This window comes from Salmonella bongori NCTC 12419, from assembly GCF_000252995.1.
In the GTDB taxonomy this organism is placed as follows: domain Bacteria; phylum Pseudomonadota; class Gammaproteobacteria; order Enterobacterales; family Enterobacteriaceae; genus Salmonella; species Salmonella bongori.
The window spans coordinates 2,843,494-2,860,792 of record NC_015761.1 but is presented as its reverse complement, the minus strand read 5'-3'; the positions used below and the strand labels follow the sequence as shown (position 1 = coordinate 2,860,792).

Below are 17,299 nucleotides of genomic sequence, written 5' to 3'. Positions count from 1 at the left end.
CAGGAGTATTTATGTTAAGGGTCTACCACTCCAATCGCCTGGATGTGCTGGAAGCGTTGATGGAGTTCATCGTCGAACGCGAGCGGCTGGATGATCCCTTTGAACCGGAGATGATTCTGGTCCAAAGCACCGGTATGGCACAGTGGCTGCAGATGACCCTTTCTCAAAAATTTGGTATTGCAGCGAATATTGCTTTTCCGCTACCGGCGAGTTTTATCTGGGAAATGTTTGTCCGCGTGCTGCCGGAAATACCCAAAGAGAGCGCTTTTAGCAAGCAAAGCATGAGCTGGAAATTGATGACCCTTTTGCCGCAGTTGCTGGCGCAGGATGAGTTTGTGATGTTGCGTCATTATCTGACCGACGATACCGATAAACGCAAACTCTTTCAGCTTTCTGCACGCGCTGCCGACCTGTTCGATCAGTATCTGGTTTACCGGCCAGACTGGCTTACGCAATGGGAAGCGGGAAAAATCGTGGAAGGCCTGGGAGAAGCACAAAGCTGGCAGGCACCGCTGTGGAAAGCTCTGGTGGAATATACCGCCGCGCTGGGGCAGCCGCGCTGGCATCGCGCTAATCTATATCAACGCTTTATTCAGGAACTGGAAAGCGCGGCAACCTGCCCACCGGGGTTGCCGTCCCGCGTTTTTATTTGCGGTATTTCCGCGTTGCCGCCAGTGTATCTCAGAGCCTTACAGGCACTGGGTAAACATATTGAAATTCATTTACTTTTTACTAACCCGTGCCGCTATTACTGGGGCGATATAAAAGATCCTGCCTGGCTGGCAAAATTGATGGCTCGCCAGCGCCGTCACAGTTTTGAAGACCGCCATTTACCTTTGTTCCGTGAAAACCAGAATCCGGAAGCCTTATTTAACAGTGACGGCGAGCAGGATATCGGTAATCCGCTACTGGCTTCATGGGGAAAGCTGGGGCGAGACTATATCTACCTGCTATCTGAACTGGAAAACAGCCAGGAGCTGGATGCGTTTGTCGATATTACGCCAGATAATCTTTTGCATCGGATTCAGGCAGATATTCTTGAACTGGAAAGCCATGCGGTGGCGGGAGTCAGTCTTGAAGAGTATTCGCGCAGCGATAATAAACGTCTGCTTGATCCCCGGGATAGCAGTCTCTCTTTTCACGTTTGTCACAGCCCGCAACGCGAAGTGGAAATATTGCACGATCGCCTGCTGGCGATGCTGGAGGCCGACCCGACGCTGACGCCGCGCGACATTATCGTAATGGTAGCTGATATTGACAGCTATAGCCCCTTTATCCAGGCGGTATTTGGTAGCGCGCCGACGGAGCGATATCTGCCTTATGCCATTTCCGACCGGCGGGCGCGTCAGTCACATCCGGTGTTACAGGCGTTTATCAGTCTGCTTTCGTTGCCGGACAGCCGCTTTGTTTCCGAAGATGTTTTAGCATTGTTAGACGTGCCGGTATTGGCTGCCCGTTTTATGATCAACGAAGAAGGACTACGTTATTTGCGCTTGTGGGTCAATGAGTCAGGCATTCGCTGGGGAATTGACGATGACAATGTACGCGAGCTGGAGCTTCCTGCCACGGGGCAGCATACATGGCAATTTGGCCTGACGCGTATGCTATTGGGGTATGCCATGGAAAGCGCCCAGGGCGAGTGGCAGTCTGTCCTGCCTTATGACGAATCCAGCGGTCTGATTGCTGAACTGGTCGGCCATCTGGCTTCGCTGCTGATGCAGCTTAATATCTGGCGGCGCGGTCTGGCACAGGAAAGGCCGTTGGAAGAGTGGCTGCCCGTTTGTCGCGATATGCTTAATGATTTCTTCCTGCCCGATGCGGACACGGAAGCGGCAATGACATTGATTGAACAGCAGTGGCAGGCCATTATCGCCGAAGGCGTCGCGGCGGAATATGGCGACGCGGTCCCGATTTCGCTGCTGCGGGACGAACTGGCGCAGCGTCTGGATCAGGAGCGTATTAGTCAGCGTTTCCTGGCAGGCCCTATCAACATTTGTACGCTTATGCCGATGCGCTCCATTCCGTTCAGAGTTGTTTGCCTGCTGGGAATGAACGACGGTGTATACCCGCGCCAGCTTGCGCCGTTGGGTTTTGACCTGATGAGCCAGAAGCCGATGCGCGGGGACCGTAGCCGTCGCGATGATGACCGCTATCTGTTTCTGGAAGCGTTAATGTCGGCGCAGCAGACGCTTTATATCAGCTACATTGGGCGCTCTATTCAGGACAATAGCGAACGTTTTCCCTCCGTACTGGTGCAGGAGTTGGTGGATTACATCGGGCAAAGCCACTATTTACCGGGCGACGAAATGTTGACCTGCGATGAGAGTGACGCACGTGTTAAAGCGCATATTACGTGTCTGCACACCCGTATGCCTTTTGATGCGCAAAATTACCAACCTGGCGAACAGCAAAGCTACGCCAGAGAGTGGCTGCCTGCGGCGAGTCAGTCGGGAAAAGCCCATAGCGACTTTATACAGCCGCTTCCTTTTACGATGCCGGAAACGCTGACGCTGGACAACCTTCAGCGATTTTGGGCTCACCCGGTACGCGCGTTTTTCCAGATGCGGCTTCAGGTTAATTTCCGCTCGGAAGAGAACGAGATTCCTGATGCGGAACCGTTTGAATTAGAAGGATTGACGCGATATCAACTCAACCAGCAATTGCTCAATACATTGGTTGAAGAAGAAGACGCCGGACGTCTGTTCCGCCGCTTCCGGGCGGCAGGAGAACTCCCCTACGGTGCTTTTGGTGAAATATTTTGGGATGCGCAATGTCAGGAGATGCAGCAACTGGCCAGCCGGGTCATCGCCTGTCGTAAGCCGAGCCAAAGTCTGGAAGTTGAGTTGCTTTGCAATGGCGTTCAGCTAACTGGCTGGCTACCTCAGGTTCAGGATGATGGGTTATTGCGCTGGCGTCCCTCTTTACTCAGCGTTGCGCAAGGCGTGCAACTTTGGCTGGAACACCTTGTCTATTGTGCCTGTGGCGGTCGCGGTGAAAGCCGTCTGTTTTTGCGCAAGGAGGGAGAGTGGCGATTTCCGCCCCTGGATAAAGCGCAGGCAATGGTTTACCTGGCGCAGATGATTGACGGCTACCGGGAGGGCATGTCTTCTCCGCTTCTGGTTCTGCCGGAAAGCGGCGGCGCATGGATAAAAGCCTGTTATGACGCTGAAAATGATGTCATGTTAGAGGATGAAGACACCCTACAGAAGGCCAGAACAAAGTTTCTTCAGGCTTACGAAGGCAACATGATAGTAAGCGGTGAAGGCGAAGATATCTGGTATCAACGTCTTTGGCGTCAGCTGGAATCGGAAACGTTGCAGGCTATCATTACGCAGTCCCGGCATTACCTGTTACCGCTGTTTCGTTTTAATCAGTCGCGTTGATAGTATGAAAATTGCGCAACAAAAAGGCTTCGTCTATGATGCGCTCTTCGCCACGGGCTGATTACTGATAAAAAGATGCTGCCTGGTTCAGCACAATATCCCGTTTTGCTCAGGTCGACGCTTTGTTTACCCTTAAACAGGGACGGGAAAAAGTTAATGATGAGGTTCGTGAATGCCCCGCAGCATCTGGTTTAAAACATTATTGTTGTTAGTCGCCCTCTGGGGACCCGTAGTTCAGGCGGATATCGGTTGGCAGCCGCTGAAAGAAACTATTCGTAAAAGCGAGAAAGATACCCGGCAGTATCAGGCGGTACGTCTTGATAATGGCATGGTGGTATTGCTGGTATCCGATCCGCAGGCAGTAAAGTCGCTTTCCGCTTTAGTGGTGCCTGTGGGATCCCTTGAAGATCCTGATGCGCATCAGGGGCTTGCACATTACCTTGAGCATATGTGCCTGATGGGGTCCAAAAAATATCCGCAGGCTGATAACCTTGCCGAATACCTTAAAAGACATGGCGGTAGCCATAACGCCAGCACTGCGCCTTATCGAACGGCCTTCTACCTGGAGGTGGAAAACGACGCGCTTCCAGGCGCCGTGGATCGCCTGGCCGATGCCATTGCCGCGCCGTTGCTGGAGAAAAAGTACGCCGAACGCGAACGAAATGCGGTGAATGCCGAACTGACGATGGCGCGTACCCGCGACGGTATGCGCATGGCGCAGATAAGTGCCGAAACCATCAACCCGGCGCATCCAGGCTCGCGCTTTTCCGGCGGCAATCTGGAGACGCTAAGCGACAAACCGGGAAATCCGGTGCAACAGGCACTGATCGCTTTTCATAAAAAATACTATTCAGCCAATCTAATGAAAGCGGTGATTTACAGTAATAAACCCTTGCCAGAACTGGCGCGTATAGCTGCAGAAACCTATGGGCGTGTGCCGAACAGGCAGATTAAAAAGCCAGAAATCACTATCCCCGTTGTTACCGATGCGCAAAAGGGCATTATTATTCATTATGTGCCGGCGTTACCGCGTAAAGTACTGCGCGTAGAGTTTCGGATTGATAATAATAGCGCGCAGTTTCGTAGCAAGACTGATGAACTGATCTCTTACCTGATTGGCAATCGTAGCCCGGGGACGCTCTCTGACTGGTTGCAAAAACAGGGGCTGGTTGAAGGCATTAGCGCGAATTCCGATCCGATTGTTAATGGCAATAGCGGTGTGTTTGCCATTTCGGCAACACTGACCGATAAAGGCCTGGCCCATCGTGATGAAGTGGTCGCAGCTATCTTTAGCTATCTCAATATGTTACGTGAGAAAGGGATAGATAAACGTTATTTTGATGAACTGGCGCATGTGCTGGATCTTGACTTCCGTTACCCCTCTATTACCCGCGATATGGATTATGTCGAATGGCTGGCGGACACCATGATTCGCGTCCCGGTAGCGCATACGTTGGATGCGGTAAATATCGCCGATCGTTACGATCCTGCCGCTATCGAAAACCGTCTGGCGATGATGACGCCGCAGAATGCACGTATCTGGTATATCAGTCCCCAGGAACCGCATAATAAGATGGCCTATTTTGTCGATGCGCCTTACCAGGTCGATAAAATTAGCGAACAGACGTTGAAAAACTGGCGACAAAAAGCGCAGGGCATTGCGTTGTCTTTGCCGGAATTAAACCCTTATATTCCCAATGATTTTACGCTTATTAAGAATTATAAAACTTACGAGCGGCCAGAGCTGATTGTCGATAAACCGAATTTACGCGTGGTTTATGCGCCAAGCCGTTATTTCGCCAGCGAGCCAAAAGCTGACGTGAGCATGGTATTACGTAACCCGCAGGCCATGGACAGCGCCCGAAATCAGGTGCTGTTTGCTCTCAATGATTATCTGGCGGGAATGGCGCTCGATCAGCTCAGCAACCAGGCGGCAGTAGGCGGTATTAGCTTTTCTACCAACGCCAACAATGGACTCATGGTCAATGCGGATGGTTATACCCAGCGTTTGCCGCAACTTTTCCAGGCGTTGCTGGAGGGGTATTTCAGCTACGACGCTACCGAAGAACAGCTGGCGCAGGCGAAGTCATGGTATACGCAGATGATGGATTCTGCGGAGAAGGGAAAAGCCTACGAACAGGCGATTATGCCGGTGCAAATGATTTCGCAAGTGCCTTATTTTTCCCGTAATGAGCGTCGTGCTTTGCTGCCGTCCATTACATTGAAAGAGGTGCTGGCCTACCGTAATACCTTAAAAACAGGCGCACGCCCGGAGTTTTTGGTTATTGGTAATATGAGTGAGGCCCAGGCAATTTCGCTGGCGCAGGATGTTCAAAAACAACTTGCGACGAACGGAGCGGCGTGGTGTCGCAATAAAGAAGTGCTGGTTGAGAAAAAACAGTCGGTGATATTTGAAAAAGCGGGCAGTAGCACCGACTCCGCGCTGGCAGCGGTCTTTGTCCCGGTCGGTTACGATGAATACGCCAGCGCGGCCTATAGCGCGATGGCAGGTCAGATTGTGCAACCGTGGTTTTACAATCAGCTACGAACCGAAGAGCAACTGGGATACGCCGTCTTTGCTTTTCCAATGAGCGTAGGTCGCCAATGGGGAATGGGCTTCCTGCTACAGAGCAACGACAAACAGCCTTCTTATCTGTGGCAACGTTATCAGGCATTTTTCCCTGACGCCGAGGCGAAGCTGCGAGCGATGAAGGCAGAAGAATTCAAACAAATTCAGCAGGCGATCATTACGCAAATGCGCCAGGCGCCGCAGACACTGGGTGAAGAAGCATCCCGGTTAAGCAAAGATTTCGATCGGGGTAATATGCGCTTCGACTCGCGTGATAAAATCATAGCCCAGATTAAACTGCTGACGCCGCAAAAACTTGCTGACTTTTTCCATCAGGCGGTGGTGGAGCCGCAGGGCATGGCAATATTGTCACAGATTTCCGGTAGCCAAAACGGGAAAGCAGAATACGTGCATCCGACAGGCTGGAAAGTGTGGGATGACGTCAGCGCATTGCAACAAACTTTACCTCTCATGAGCGAAAAGAATGAATGATGTCGCCGAGGCCCTTGATCCTCTACGCTTACCCCTTACGGGCGAGCGTCTGATTGAAGCGTCAGCAGGCACAGGCAAAACGTTTACTATCGCTGCGCTATATTTGCGTCTACTGCTTGGTCTTGGCGGAGCGGCTGCATTTCCCCGTCCGCTAACCGTTGAAGAGCTGTTGGTGGTCACTTTTACGGAGGCTGCTACCGAAGAGCTACGTGGGCGAATCCGCAGCAATATCCATGAGCTGCGTATCGCTTGCCTGCGGGAGAGTACGGATAATCCGCTGTACGCCAGTTTGCTGGCGGAAATTAACGACAAAAAGCAGGCCGCACAATGGTTATTACTGGCTGAACGACAAATGGACGAAGCGGCGGTCTTTACCATCCACGGCTTTTGCCAACGTATGCTCAGCCTGAACGCCTTTGAATCCGGCATGTTGTTTGAGCAACAGCTTATTGAAGACGAATCTCTGTTGCGCTATCAGGCCTGCGCTGATTTCTGGCGTCGTCATTGTTATCCGTTGCCACGTGACATTGCGCAGGTGGTTTTTGACGCGTGGAAAGGGCCGAACGCGCTATTAAAAGAGATTGATCGCTATCTGCAGGGCGAAGCACCGGTTATTAAAGCGCCGCCATCGCAGGAGGAGACGCTGGCATCGCGTCATGAGCAGATCCTGGCGCGCATCAACCAGGTAAAGCAACAGTGGCGTGAGGCAGTTAGTGAGCTGGAAGCACTGCTCGAATCATCCGGGATCGATCGCAGAAAATTCAACCGTGGTAATCAGGCTAAATGGATCGAAAAAATTACCACGTGGTCGCAAGAAGAGACAAAAAACTATCAATTACCTGAAGCGTTGGGAAAATTTTCACAGCGTTTTTTAGCTGAGCGTACCAAAGCGGGTGGCGTGACGCCCCGGCACCCCTTGTTTGTCGCGATTGATAACCTGCTGGGCGAACCACTATCGATCAAAGATCTGGTCCTTACCAGAGCGCTCTCGGAAATCCGGGAAACGGTGGCTCAGGAAAAACGGCGGCGCGGCGAGTTGGGATTTGACGATATGCTCAGCCGTTTAGATGCGGCGCTGCGTAGTGAAAGCGGCGAAGCGCTGGCAGCGGCGATTCGTGCCCGTTTCCCGGTGGCGATGATCGACGAATTTCAGGATACCGATCCACAACAATATCGTATTTTTCGCCGCGTCTGGCACCATCAGCCCGATACGGCACTATTACTTATCGGCGATCCTAAACAAGCGATTTACGCGTTTCGCGGCGCGGATATCTTTACCTACATGAAGGCCCGTAGCGAAGTGAGCGCGCACTATACGCTCGACACGAACTGGCGCTCCGCGCCGGGAATGGTGAATAGCGTTAACAAGCTGTTCAGTCAAATGGACGACGCCTTTATGTTTCGCGACATTCCCTTCAATCCGGTAAAGTTTGCGCCAGGAAACCAGTCGCTGCAATTTAAGGTGGATGGCGCTCTTCAGCCTGCAATGACCCTGTGGCTGATGGAGGGGGAAAGCTGTGGTTCGGGCGACTACCAAAGCTATATGGCGCAGGTATGCGCCACGCAGATTCGCGACTGGTTGCGCGCCGGACAAACGGGCGACGCGCTGCTGATGAAGGGCGATTCATCGCAGCCTGTTCGCGCCTCGGATATCAGCGTACTGGTGCGCAGCAGACGGGAAGCCGCTCTGATACGGGATGCGCTGACATTACTGGCTATCCCCTCCGTCTATCTTTCTAACCGCGACAGTGTGTTCGAAACGCTTGAAGCTCAGGAAATGCTATGGGTATTACAGGCAGTGATGGCGCCTGAACGCGAGAATACGCTGCGTAGCGCTCTGGCGACATCGATGATGGGGCTAACCGCTCTGGATATTGAAACGCTTAATAATGATGAAAATGCATGGGATGCCGTCGTCGAAGAGTTTGATGGCTACCGGCAGATCTGGCATAAACGCGGTGTGATGCCTATGCTGCGCGCGCTAATGTCGGCGCGCAATATTGCTGAAAATCTGCTGGCGACGGCGGGAGGCGAGCGTCGGTTGACGGATATTCTGCATATCAGTGAACTGTTGCAGGAAGCCGGTTCGCAACTGGAAAGCGAACATGCACTGGTGCGCTGGCTGGCGCAACATATTCTTGAACCCGATAGCAATGCTTCAAGCCAGCAGCTGCGCCTGGAAAGCGACAAGCATCTGGTGCAAATCGTTACCATTCATAAATCGAAAGGTCTGGAATATCCGCTGGTCTGGCTACCTTTTATCACGCATTTTCGTGTGCAGGATCAGGCCTTTTATCACGACAGGCACTCTTACGAAGCCGTACTGGATCTCAGTCACGCTGAAGAAAGCATAGAATTGGCAGAAGCCGAACGCCTGGCAGAAGATCTGCGCTTACTGTATGTCGCCCTGACCCGTGCAGTGTGGCACTGTAGCCTCGGCGTCGCACCGTTGGTACGGCGTCGTAGTGATAAAAAAGGCGAGACAGATGTCCACAAAAGCGCGTTAGGTCGACTTCTGCAAAAAGGTGAACCACTGGATGCCGCAGGCCTCCGCACTTGTATTGAGGCGCTATGTGATGAAGATATTGTGTGTCGAACGCCAGGCAATACAGACAATGAGCGCTGGCAAACTGCCGCGGCATCACTCACGGAACTTAGTGCCAGAACGCTACAACGTCTGCCGTATGATAGCTGGCGCGTCACCAGTTATTCTGGTTTGCAACAACGGGGACATAGCGTGGCACAAGACCTTATTCCTCGCCTCGATATTGACGCCGCAGGCGTCGGCGAGGTGACGGAAGCTCCAGCCATGACGCCGCATCACTTTCCTCGCGGGGCTTCGCCGGGAACATTTTTGCACAGTCTGTTTGAAGAGCTTGATTTTACGCAGCCCATAGACCCTCAATGGGTGCAGGAAAAACTTGAACTGAACGGCTTTGAGACGCAATGGGAACCCGTGCTTACGCAATGGCTGGACACAGTGTTACACGTGCCCCTTAACGAGACGGGCGTCAGACTGAGTCTGCTTACCGCGCGCGAAAAGCAGGTAGAAATGGAGTTTTATCTGCCGATCGTCCAGCCGCTGACCGCCAGAGAGTTGGATGCGTTGATTCGTCGGTACGACGCGCTTTCAGCTGGCTGTCCTCCGCTGGATTTCACCCAGGTTCGCGGCATGTTAAAAGGCTTTATCGACCTGGTGTTTCGTTATGAAGGACGTTATTACCTGCTCGACTATAAATCTAACTGGCTGGGTGAGGATAGCGCCGCTTATACCCAAACGGCGATGGCCGCAGCGATGCAGGCGCATCGCTATGATTTGCAGTATCAGCTCTATACGCTGGCCCTGCACCGTTATCTGCGTCATCGTATGGCAAATTACGACTATGAGCGCCATTTTGGCGGTGTTATCTATCTTTTCTTGCGCGGGGTGGATAGCGAGCGTCCGCAGCAGGGCATTTTTACCACTCGCCCAGCGGTAGCGTTGATTAATCAACTGGATGAGATGTTTGCAGGTGAAATGAGTGAGGAGGCGCAATGACAATCCAGGAGCGGTTACTGGAAGCCGTCAGACAAAAATTATTACGGCCCATTGATGCCCAGTTTGCTTTGACCGTCGCCGGTTATGATGATCCCGCCGTGACGCTGGCGGCAGCGTTGCTAAGCCGTGATGCAGGAGACGGCCACGTCTGTCTGCCGCTGTCGCGTCTGACGTTAACGGGGGAGGCGCATCCTTTACTGGTTTCGTGGATAAGCGAAACGGATACGCCAATCGACTGGAAAAAACGTTTGCTGGCGTCTGCGGCGGTTAGCGGTGGCGATAGCCCCGCGCCGTTAATTCTGTGCGGGGATCGTCTCTATTTGAATCGCATGTGGTGCAATGAGCGTACGGTCGCGCGCTTTTTTAACGAGGTTAACCAGGACGTCGAGGTTGACGAAGCGCAACTTGCTCGTATTCTGGATATACTTTTCCCGCCGACGGATGAGGTAAACTGGCAAAAAGTGGCCGCCGCCGTGGCACTCACTCGCCGTATTTCTGTGATTTCCGGCGGCCCTGGCACCGGTAAAACCACGACCGTCGCGAAGCTGCTGGCGGCATTAATTCAAATGGCGGATGGCGAACGTTGCCGTATCCGGCTGGCGGCGCCGACGGGAAAGGCGGCCGCACGCCTGACGGAGTCGCTTGGCGCGGCGTTGCGCCAGCTTCCGCTGACCGATGCGCAGAAAAAACGGATACCGGAGGACGCCAGTACGCTGCACCGCCTATTAGGCGCACAGCCCGGCAGCCAGCGATTACGACACCACGCGGGTAATCCATTGCATCTGGATGTGCTGGTGGTCGATGAAGCGTCAATGATTGATTTACCGATGATGTCGCGTTTGATTGACGCGCTGCCGCCACATGGTCGGGTTATTTTCCTTGGCGATCGCGATCAGTTGGCATCCGTTGAGGCGGGCGCAGTATTGGGCGATATTTGCGCCTATGTTAATGCTGGTTTCACGGCGGAGCGTGCCCGGCAATTGAGCCGCCTGACGGGAAGTACAATTCCGGCCGGTACCGGGACACAAGCCGCGTCTTTGCGCGATAGCCTCTGTTTACTGCAAAAGAGCTACCGTTTTGGCAGCGATTCCGGTATCGGGAAATTGGCTGCGGCCATTAACTGCGGTGACAGATCGGCAATCCAGGCTATTTTTCAGCAGGGGTTTAGCGATATTGAAAAGCGCACATTGCAAAGTAGCGACGATTATGCAGGGATGCTGGATGAAGCGCTGGCGGGGTATGGTCGCTACTTGCGGTTGCTGCATGAGAAAGCGGCGCCAGAGGCGCTCCTTCAGGCATTCAGTGATTATCAACTGCTTTGCGCGTTGCGCGAAGGCCCGTTTGGTGTAAGTGGGTTGAATGACCGTATTGAGCAGGCAATGGTCCAGCAGCGTAAAATTCAACGGCATCCTCATTCCCGCTGGTATGAGGGGCGGCCAGTGATGATTGCGCGCAATGATAGCGCGTTGGGGTTATTTAACGGCGATATTGGCATTGCGCTCGATCGCGGACAGGGGCTGCGCGTTTGGTTTGCGATGCCGGACGGCACGATCAAGTCCGTTCAGCCCAGCCGCTTGCCGGAGCACGAAACCACCTGGGCGATGACGGTACATAAATCACAGGGGTCGGAATTTGAGCACGCCGCGCTGATTCTACCCAGCCAGCGTTCACCGGTAGTTACGCGAGAATTAGTGTATACCGCCGTTACGCGCGCGCGGCGACGGTTATCACTGTACGCTGAGGAAAGGGTACTGGCAGGCGCGATTGTGACGCGCACGGAACGGCGCAGCGGATTATCGGCCTTATTCGACGAAGTCAGTCGCATCGAATAAGACGAATTCTTGCCGGATAGCGACGCATGGCGTCTTATCCGGCCGACAAACTACGTTTTCGATTGTAGATCGGATAAACGTAGCGCCATCAGACACCGCCTGCTATCCTAAATCTGCCATCAGTACCTTTGAACGTCGCTGATAGTTATACATTTTTTTCTTGCTCTCAGGCAGTAACTCAATATCGACAGGTGTGAAACCACGCTCCTGGAACCAGTGGATACTGCGTGTCGTCAGCACAAACAATTTGCTCAGGCCCATTTGCCGTGCCTGGGCGGCAATCCGCTCAAGAAGCACTTCTCCTCGCGCTGAACTGCGATAATCAGGATGTACCGCTACACAGGCCATTTCACCTATCTTCTCTTGCGTAAAAGGATACAGCGCCGCGCAGGCGATAGTCATATTATCGCGTTGAATAATAGTAAATTTATCAATTTCCATCTCCAGTTGTTCGCGGGAGCGACGCACCAGAATGCCCTGTTGTTCCAGCGGTCGGATAAGCTCCAGAATACCGCCAATATCGTTGATCGTGGCGCGACGGATCTGTTCGGCGCTCTCCATGACGATCTGCGTGCCGATACCGTCACGTGAGAACAATTCCTGCAATAGTGCGCCATCTTCCTGATAGCTAATCAGATGGCAACGGCGTACGCCGCTACGACAGGCTTTTACCGCGCCGCGCAAAAAACGTACGGTCCCGGAGTTGTAATCTCCCTGCGCTTCCAGTGCTTCAACCCGCGACTGCGCCTCATTCGGAAAGAGTTCAGAAATTACGCCCCCCTCGCTATTGGTCACACCCTGAGAAGAGCAGAAACCGATCATTTTTTCCGCTTTCAGTTTAACGGCAAGTTGAGTGGCAATCTCTTCTGAAGTCAGATTAAAACTTTCGCCAGTCACTGACACAGCGACGGGGCCCATCAGAACAATCGCGCCGTTATCTAACTGGCGGTTAATGGCATCTTCATCAATTCGACGGATACGGCCGCTATGGCAGTAATCTACACCGTCATCAATGCCCAACGGTTGTGCAATGATGAAGTTGCCACTGACGACGTTAATATGCGCGCCCTGTAACGGCGTATTGTTCAGACTCATCGACAGGCGCGCGGTAATATCAAGCTGCAGTAAACCAGCGGCCTGTTTTACCAGTTCCAGTGCTTTGGCATCTGTCACCCGCGTGTTTTTGTGGTAAATCGGTGCATGATGATGCGCGGCCAGATTGGCGTCGATTTGCGGTCGCGCGCCATAGACCACGACAAGGCGAATACCGAGGCTATGCAATAGCCCGATATCGTTGACAATACTGGAAAAATTGTCGTGCTCAATGGCTTCGCCGCCAAGCATTATGACAAAGGTTTTTCCACGATGGGTATTAATATAGGGAACTGAATGGCGAAAACCTTCTACCAGTTCGGTTCTACGTTCCTTCATCATGGTATGCCCTGTACTTGAATTATTATTCGTAATAAGTGTATTTTTATTCTGTTTTGGCGCTGTGTGCAAGCGTAAATTTTATGCGGCCCGATCGCTTTCCTTAGTAATGCCGTGAATATAAAAAGAATGTTTACCCTTTTATTGATGACAGATTATGCGTCATTCGTTAAAGTTTCTGGTCAATTTGGATGAACATTGTATGACCTCTATTTAGTTTTTGCTCAGGAGAAGCATGTCGGGAGCCAATTCAGCAATCAGCCGTCGCCGTTTACTACAAGGCGCGGGCGCCATGTGGCTATTGAGCGTAAGCCAGGTCGGGCTGGCAGCCGTAAGCCAGGTCGTTGCGGTGCGTATCTGGCCTGCATCCAGTTATACCCGCGTCACGGTAGAGTCAAATCGTCTGCTGAAATATAAACAGTTTGCCTTAAGTAACCCGGACCGCGTGGTTGTGGATATTGAGGATGTGAATCTGAATTCAGTGCTTAAAGGCATAGGCGCGCAGATTCGCAGCGATGATCCCTATATCAAATCCGCAAGGGTAGGGCAGTTTGATCCTAAGACGGTGCGTATGGTTTTCGAGCTAAAGCAAAACGTGAAGCCGCAGCTATTTGCCCTGGCACCGGTGGCAGGTTTTAAAGAACGTCTGGTGATGGATCTTTATCCTGCCAATGCGCAGGATATGCAGGATCCGTTGCTGGCGCTGCTGGAAGATTATAATAAGGGCGATCTGGATAAGCAGGTGCCGCCTTCACAAAGCGGGCCGCAACCCGGTAAAGCAGGACGCGATCGCCCCATTGTTATCATGCTTGATCCGGGACATGGCGGCGAAGATCCGGGCGCGATAGGTAAATACAAAACACGTGAAAAAGACGTAGTGCTGCAAATTGCCCGCCGTCTACGCGCGCTGATTGAAAAAGAAGGGAACATGAAGGTCTATATGACGCGCAATGAGGATATCTTCATTCCACTCAAGGTTCGCGTCGCGAAAGCACAGAAACAACGTGCAGACCTGTTTGTTTCAATTCATGCGGATGCCTTCACCAGCCGGCAGCCCAGCGGTTCATCCGTATTCGCGCTATCGACCAAGGGCGCCACCAGTACTGCGGCGAAATACCTGGCGCAAACGCAGAACGCCTCTGACTTGATTGGCGGTGTGAGCAAAAGCGGCGATCGTTATGTCGATCATACCATGTTCGATATGGTGCAATCGCTAACCATCGCCGATAGTCTGAAATTTGGTAAAGCCGTTTTGAAGCAACTGGGGAAAATTAATGACCTGCATAAAAATAAGGTAGAGCAGGCAGGGTTCGCAGTGTTAAAAGCGCCTGATATTCCCTCTATTCTGGTTGAGACGGCATTTATCAGTAATATCGAAGAAGAACGCAAGCTGAAGACCGCTACGTTCCAGCAGGAAGTCGCAGAGTCAATTCTGGCGGGTATTAAAGCGTATTTTGCCGATGGGGCGACCCTGGCGAGAAGAAGTTAAACATGGGATGACGGCGAGTGTATTACGCGGGTAAGCAGGATGCTGCCCGTACTGTCGATGTAGTGCTGGATGGCAGAAACAAAAAAACACCCGTAAGGGTGTTCATTAAGTTGGTTGCGGGGGCCGGATTTGAACCGACGACCTTCGGGTTATGAGCCCGACGAGCTACCAGGCTGCTCCACCCCGCGTCCGTCTAAACTTTCATTTTCATTGTAATTGGTTGCGGGGGCCGGATTTGAACCGACGACCTTCGGGTTATGAGCCCGACGAGCTACCAGGCTGCTCCACCCCGCGTCCGTGGATGCGCACTATACTCCGCTGAGCTTTTGTTGCAACCCTTTTTTCATATAAATCGCTAATTTCTGATGAATTGCGTAAATACGCCGCAGATAGCACGGTTTTTAAACGAATTTACATAATGAGATTGCGATCGCATTTCATTACCCCGAACGGTTTGTTATCTTCACCGGGCACTTACGATTATGCAAAAGACGAGACATCATGAAAGGACGTTGGGCAAAATATGTGGCGACAGGCGTCATGCTGGCAATGCTGGCTGCCTGTTCATCAAAACCGACCGATCGCGGTCAGCAATATAAGGACGGGAAATTTACCCAGCCCTTCTCCCTGGTAAACCAGCCGGACGCGGTGGGCGCGCCGATTAATGCCGGTGACTTTGCCGAGCAGGTCGACCAGATCCGTACCGCATCGCCGCGTTTATATACCAATCAAAGCAACGTCTACAACGCCGTTCAGAACTGGTTACGTTCCGGAGGCGATACGCGCACTATGCGCCAGTTCGGCATTGATGCCTGGCAGATGGAAGGAACCGATAACTACGGTAACGTCCAGTTCACGGGCTACTATACGCCTGTGGTTCAGGCCCGCCATACGCGACAGGGGGCGTTTCAATATCCTATCTACCGTATGCCGCCAAAGCGTGGACGTTTACCGTCCCGCGCCCAAATTTACGCGGGCGCGCTAAGCGATAAGTACATCCTGGCTTACAGCAATTCGTTGATGGATAACTTTATTATGGATGTCCAGGGCAGCGGCTATATCGATTTTGGCGACGGGAGCCCACTGAATTTCTTTAGCTACGCTGGCAAGAACGGCTGGCCTTACCGCAGTATTGGTAAAGTACTCATCGATCGCGGGGAAGTAAAAAAAGAAGATATGTCGATGCAGGCTATACGCGAGTGGGGTGAAAAGCACAGCGAGGCGGAGGTCCGTGAATTGCTGGAACAAAATCCGTCATTCGTGTTCTTTAAACCGCAATCTTTTGCGCCAGTGAAGGGTGCCAGCGCTGTTCCACTGATTGGCCGTGCTTCCGTCGCTTCTGACCGCAGTATTATTCCGTCTGGCACCACTTTGCTGGCAGAGGTGCCATTGCTGGATAATAACGGTAAATTTAATGGCCAATATGAGCTACGTTTGATGGTCGCACTGGATGTTGGCGGGGCGATTAAAGGCCAACACTTTGATATTTACCAGGGAATTGGCCCGGACGCTGGACATCGCGCGGGATGGTATAATCACTATGGCCGCGTCTGGGTGTTAAAAACCGCGCCGGGCGCCGGTAACGTGTTTAGCGGCTGAGTGTGGTATTCTGCTATAGCCGGAGTGCCCGCTAACATGAGCGTTATCGGGCCTGAAAAATAGTGAGCAGGGGTGAGGAATAACCTCACCTTTTTTAATTCTGAGGTCATATGTCTGTGGTGATAAGTGACGCCTGGCGCCAACGATTTGGCGGCACCGCGCGTCTGTACGGTGAAAAAGCGTTGCAATGGTTTGCCGATGCGCATATCTGCGTTGTGGGAATCGGGGGGGTTGGTTCATGGGCGGCAGAAGCGCTGGCGCGTACAGGTATCGGCGCTATTACGCTGATTGATATGGACGATGTCTGCGTGACGAATACGAACCGGCAGATTCATGCGCTGCGTGATAATGTCGGGCTGGCGAAAGCGGAGGTGATGGCCGAACGGATTCGACAAATCAATCCGGAATGCCGGGTAACGGTCATTGATGATTTTATTACGCCGGAGAATGTTGCGGACACTTTGAGCGCGGGTTTTACCTATGTTATTGACGCTATTGATAGTGTTCGTCCGAAAGCCGCGCTGATAGCATACTGTCGCCGGTATAAAATTCCCTTAGTGACCACAGGCGGTGCAGGCGGGCAGATCGATCCGACGCAAATTCAGGTTGCTGATTTAGCAAAAACGATTCAGGACCCATTGGCGGCAAAACTACGTGAACGATTGAAGCACGATTTTGGCGTTGTTAAGAACAGCAAAGGTAAGCTGGGCGTAGACTGCGTTTTTTCAACCGAAGCGCTGGTCTATCCGCAATCGGACGGCTCTGTATGCGCGATGAAAGCCACCGCAGAAGGGCCAAAACGGATGGATTGCGCCTCCGGCTTCGGTGCCGCGACGATGGTGACAGCAACCTTTGGTTTTGTCGCCGTTTCTCACGTGCTGAAGAAGCTCATGGCCAAAGCGGCGCGTCAGGGGTAAAAGGACGGGGCGGAGCGCTACGCAGATACGTTTTACCGGCCCCCTCTTT

Annotated in this window: 8 protein-coding genes and 2 tRNA genes; 7 read left to right on the top strand and 3 right to left on the bottom strand. The window is 52.6% G+C overall.

The genetic code is table 11. The features are described from left to right. Nucleotides 1-11: 11 nt before the first annotated feature. From recC to recD, 4 genes are all read left to right on the top strand, one after another. A complete protein-coding gene (recC, locus tag SBG_RS13405) occupies nt 12-3,383 on the top strand; it encodes an exodeoxyribonuclease V subunit gamma (protein ID WP_000946840.1) in 3,372 nt (1,123 codons plus the stop codon). Nucleotides 3,384-3,555: 172 nt separating this feature from the next. Further along, nucleotides 3,556-6,444 carry a pitrilysin gene (ptrA, locus tag SBG_RS13400; RefSeq protein WP_001138112.1) on the top strand — a complete coding sequence of 963 codons (2,889 nt, stop codon included), beginning with the start codon at nt 3,556-3,558 and terminating at the stop codon, nt 6,442-6,444. Continuing rightward, on the top strand, nt 6,437-9,982 hold the full coding sequence (gene recB / locus SBG_RS13395) for an exodeoxyribonuclease V subunit beta (protein WP_001000519.1): 3,546 nt from the start codon (nt 6,437-6,439) through the stop codon (nt 9,980-9,982). Before ptrA ends, recB begins: the two co-directional genes overlap by 8 nt. Then, entirely contained in the window at nt 9,979-11,814 is a 1,836-nt protein-coding gene (gene recD, locus SBG_RS13390; protein ID WP_000155156.1) for an exodeoxyribonuclease V subunit alpha, read from the top strand. The genes recB and recD overlap by 4 nt, the downstream gene beginning before the upstream one ends. A 102-nt stretch (nt 11,815-11,916) precedes the next feature. On the opposite strand, the gene argA is transcribed toward recD, so the two are convergent. After that, on the bottom strand, nt 11,917-13,248 hold the full coding sequence (gene argA / locus SBG_RS13385; RefSeq protein ID WP_000975199.1) for an amino-acid N-acetyltransferase: 1,332 nt from the start codon (nt 13,246-13,248) through the stop codon (nt 11,917-11,919). 232 nt (nt 13,249-13,480) lie between these two features. On the opposite strand from argA, the gene amiC reads away from it, so the two are divergent. Then, entirely contained in the window at nt 13,481-14,734 is a 1,254-nt protein-coding gene (gene amiC, locus SBG_RS13380) for an N-acetylmuramoyl-L-alanine amidase AmiC (protein WP_000011918.1), read from the top strand. Nucleotides 14,735-14,845: 111 nt separating this feature from the next. Here the strand turns inward: amiC and SBG_RS13375 are convergent. Further along, nucleotides 14,846-14,922: transfer RNA gene (locus SBG_RS13375), tRNA-Met, on the bottom strand. Nucleotides 14,923-14,951: 29 nt separating this feature from the next. Next, nucleotides 14,952-15,028, bottom strand: a tRNA-Met gene (locus SBG_RS13370). 207 nt (nt 15,029-15,235) lie between these two features. Between SBG_RS13370 and mltA the strand changes: the two genes are divergently transcribed. Together mltA and tcdA are read left to right on the top strand one after the other, a co-directional pair. Further along, on the top strand, nt 15,236-16,333 hold the full coding sequence (gene mltA, locus SBG_RS13365; protein WP_000678624.1) for a murein transglycosylase A: 1,098 nt from the start codon (nt 15,236-15,238) through the stop codon (nt 16,331-16,333). Nucleotides 16,334-16,443: 110 nt separating this feature from the next. Further along, complete coding sequence (tcdA, locus tag SBG_RS13360) at nt 16,444-17,250, top strand: tRNA cyclic N6-threonylcarbamoyladenosine(37) synthase TcdA (protein WP_000117753.1); 807 nt, start codon at nt 16,444-16,446, stop codon at nt 17,248-17,250. Nucleotides 17,251-17,299: the final 49 nt, after the last annotated feature.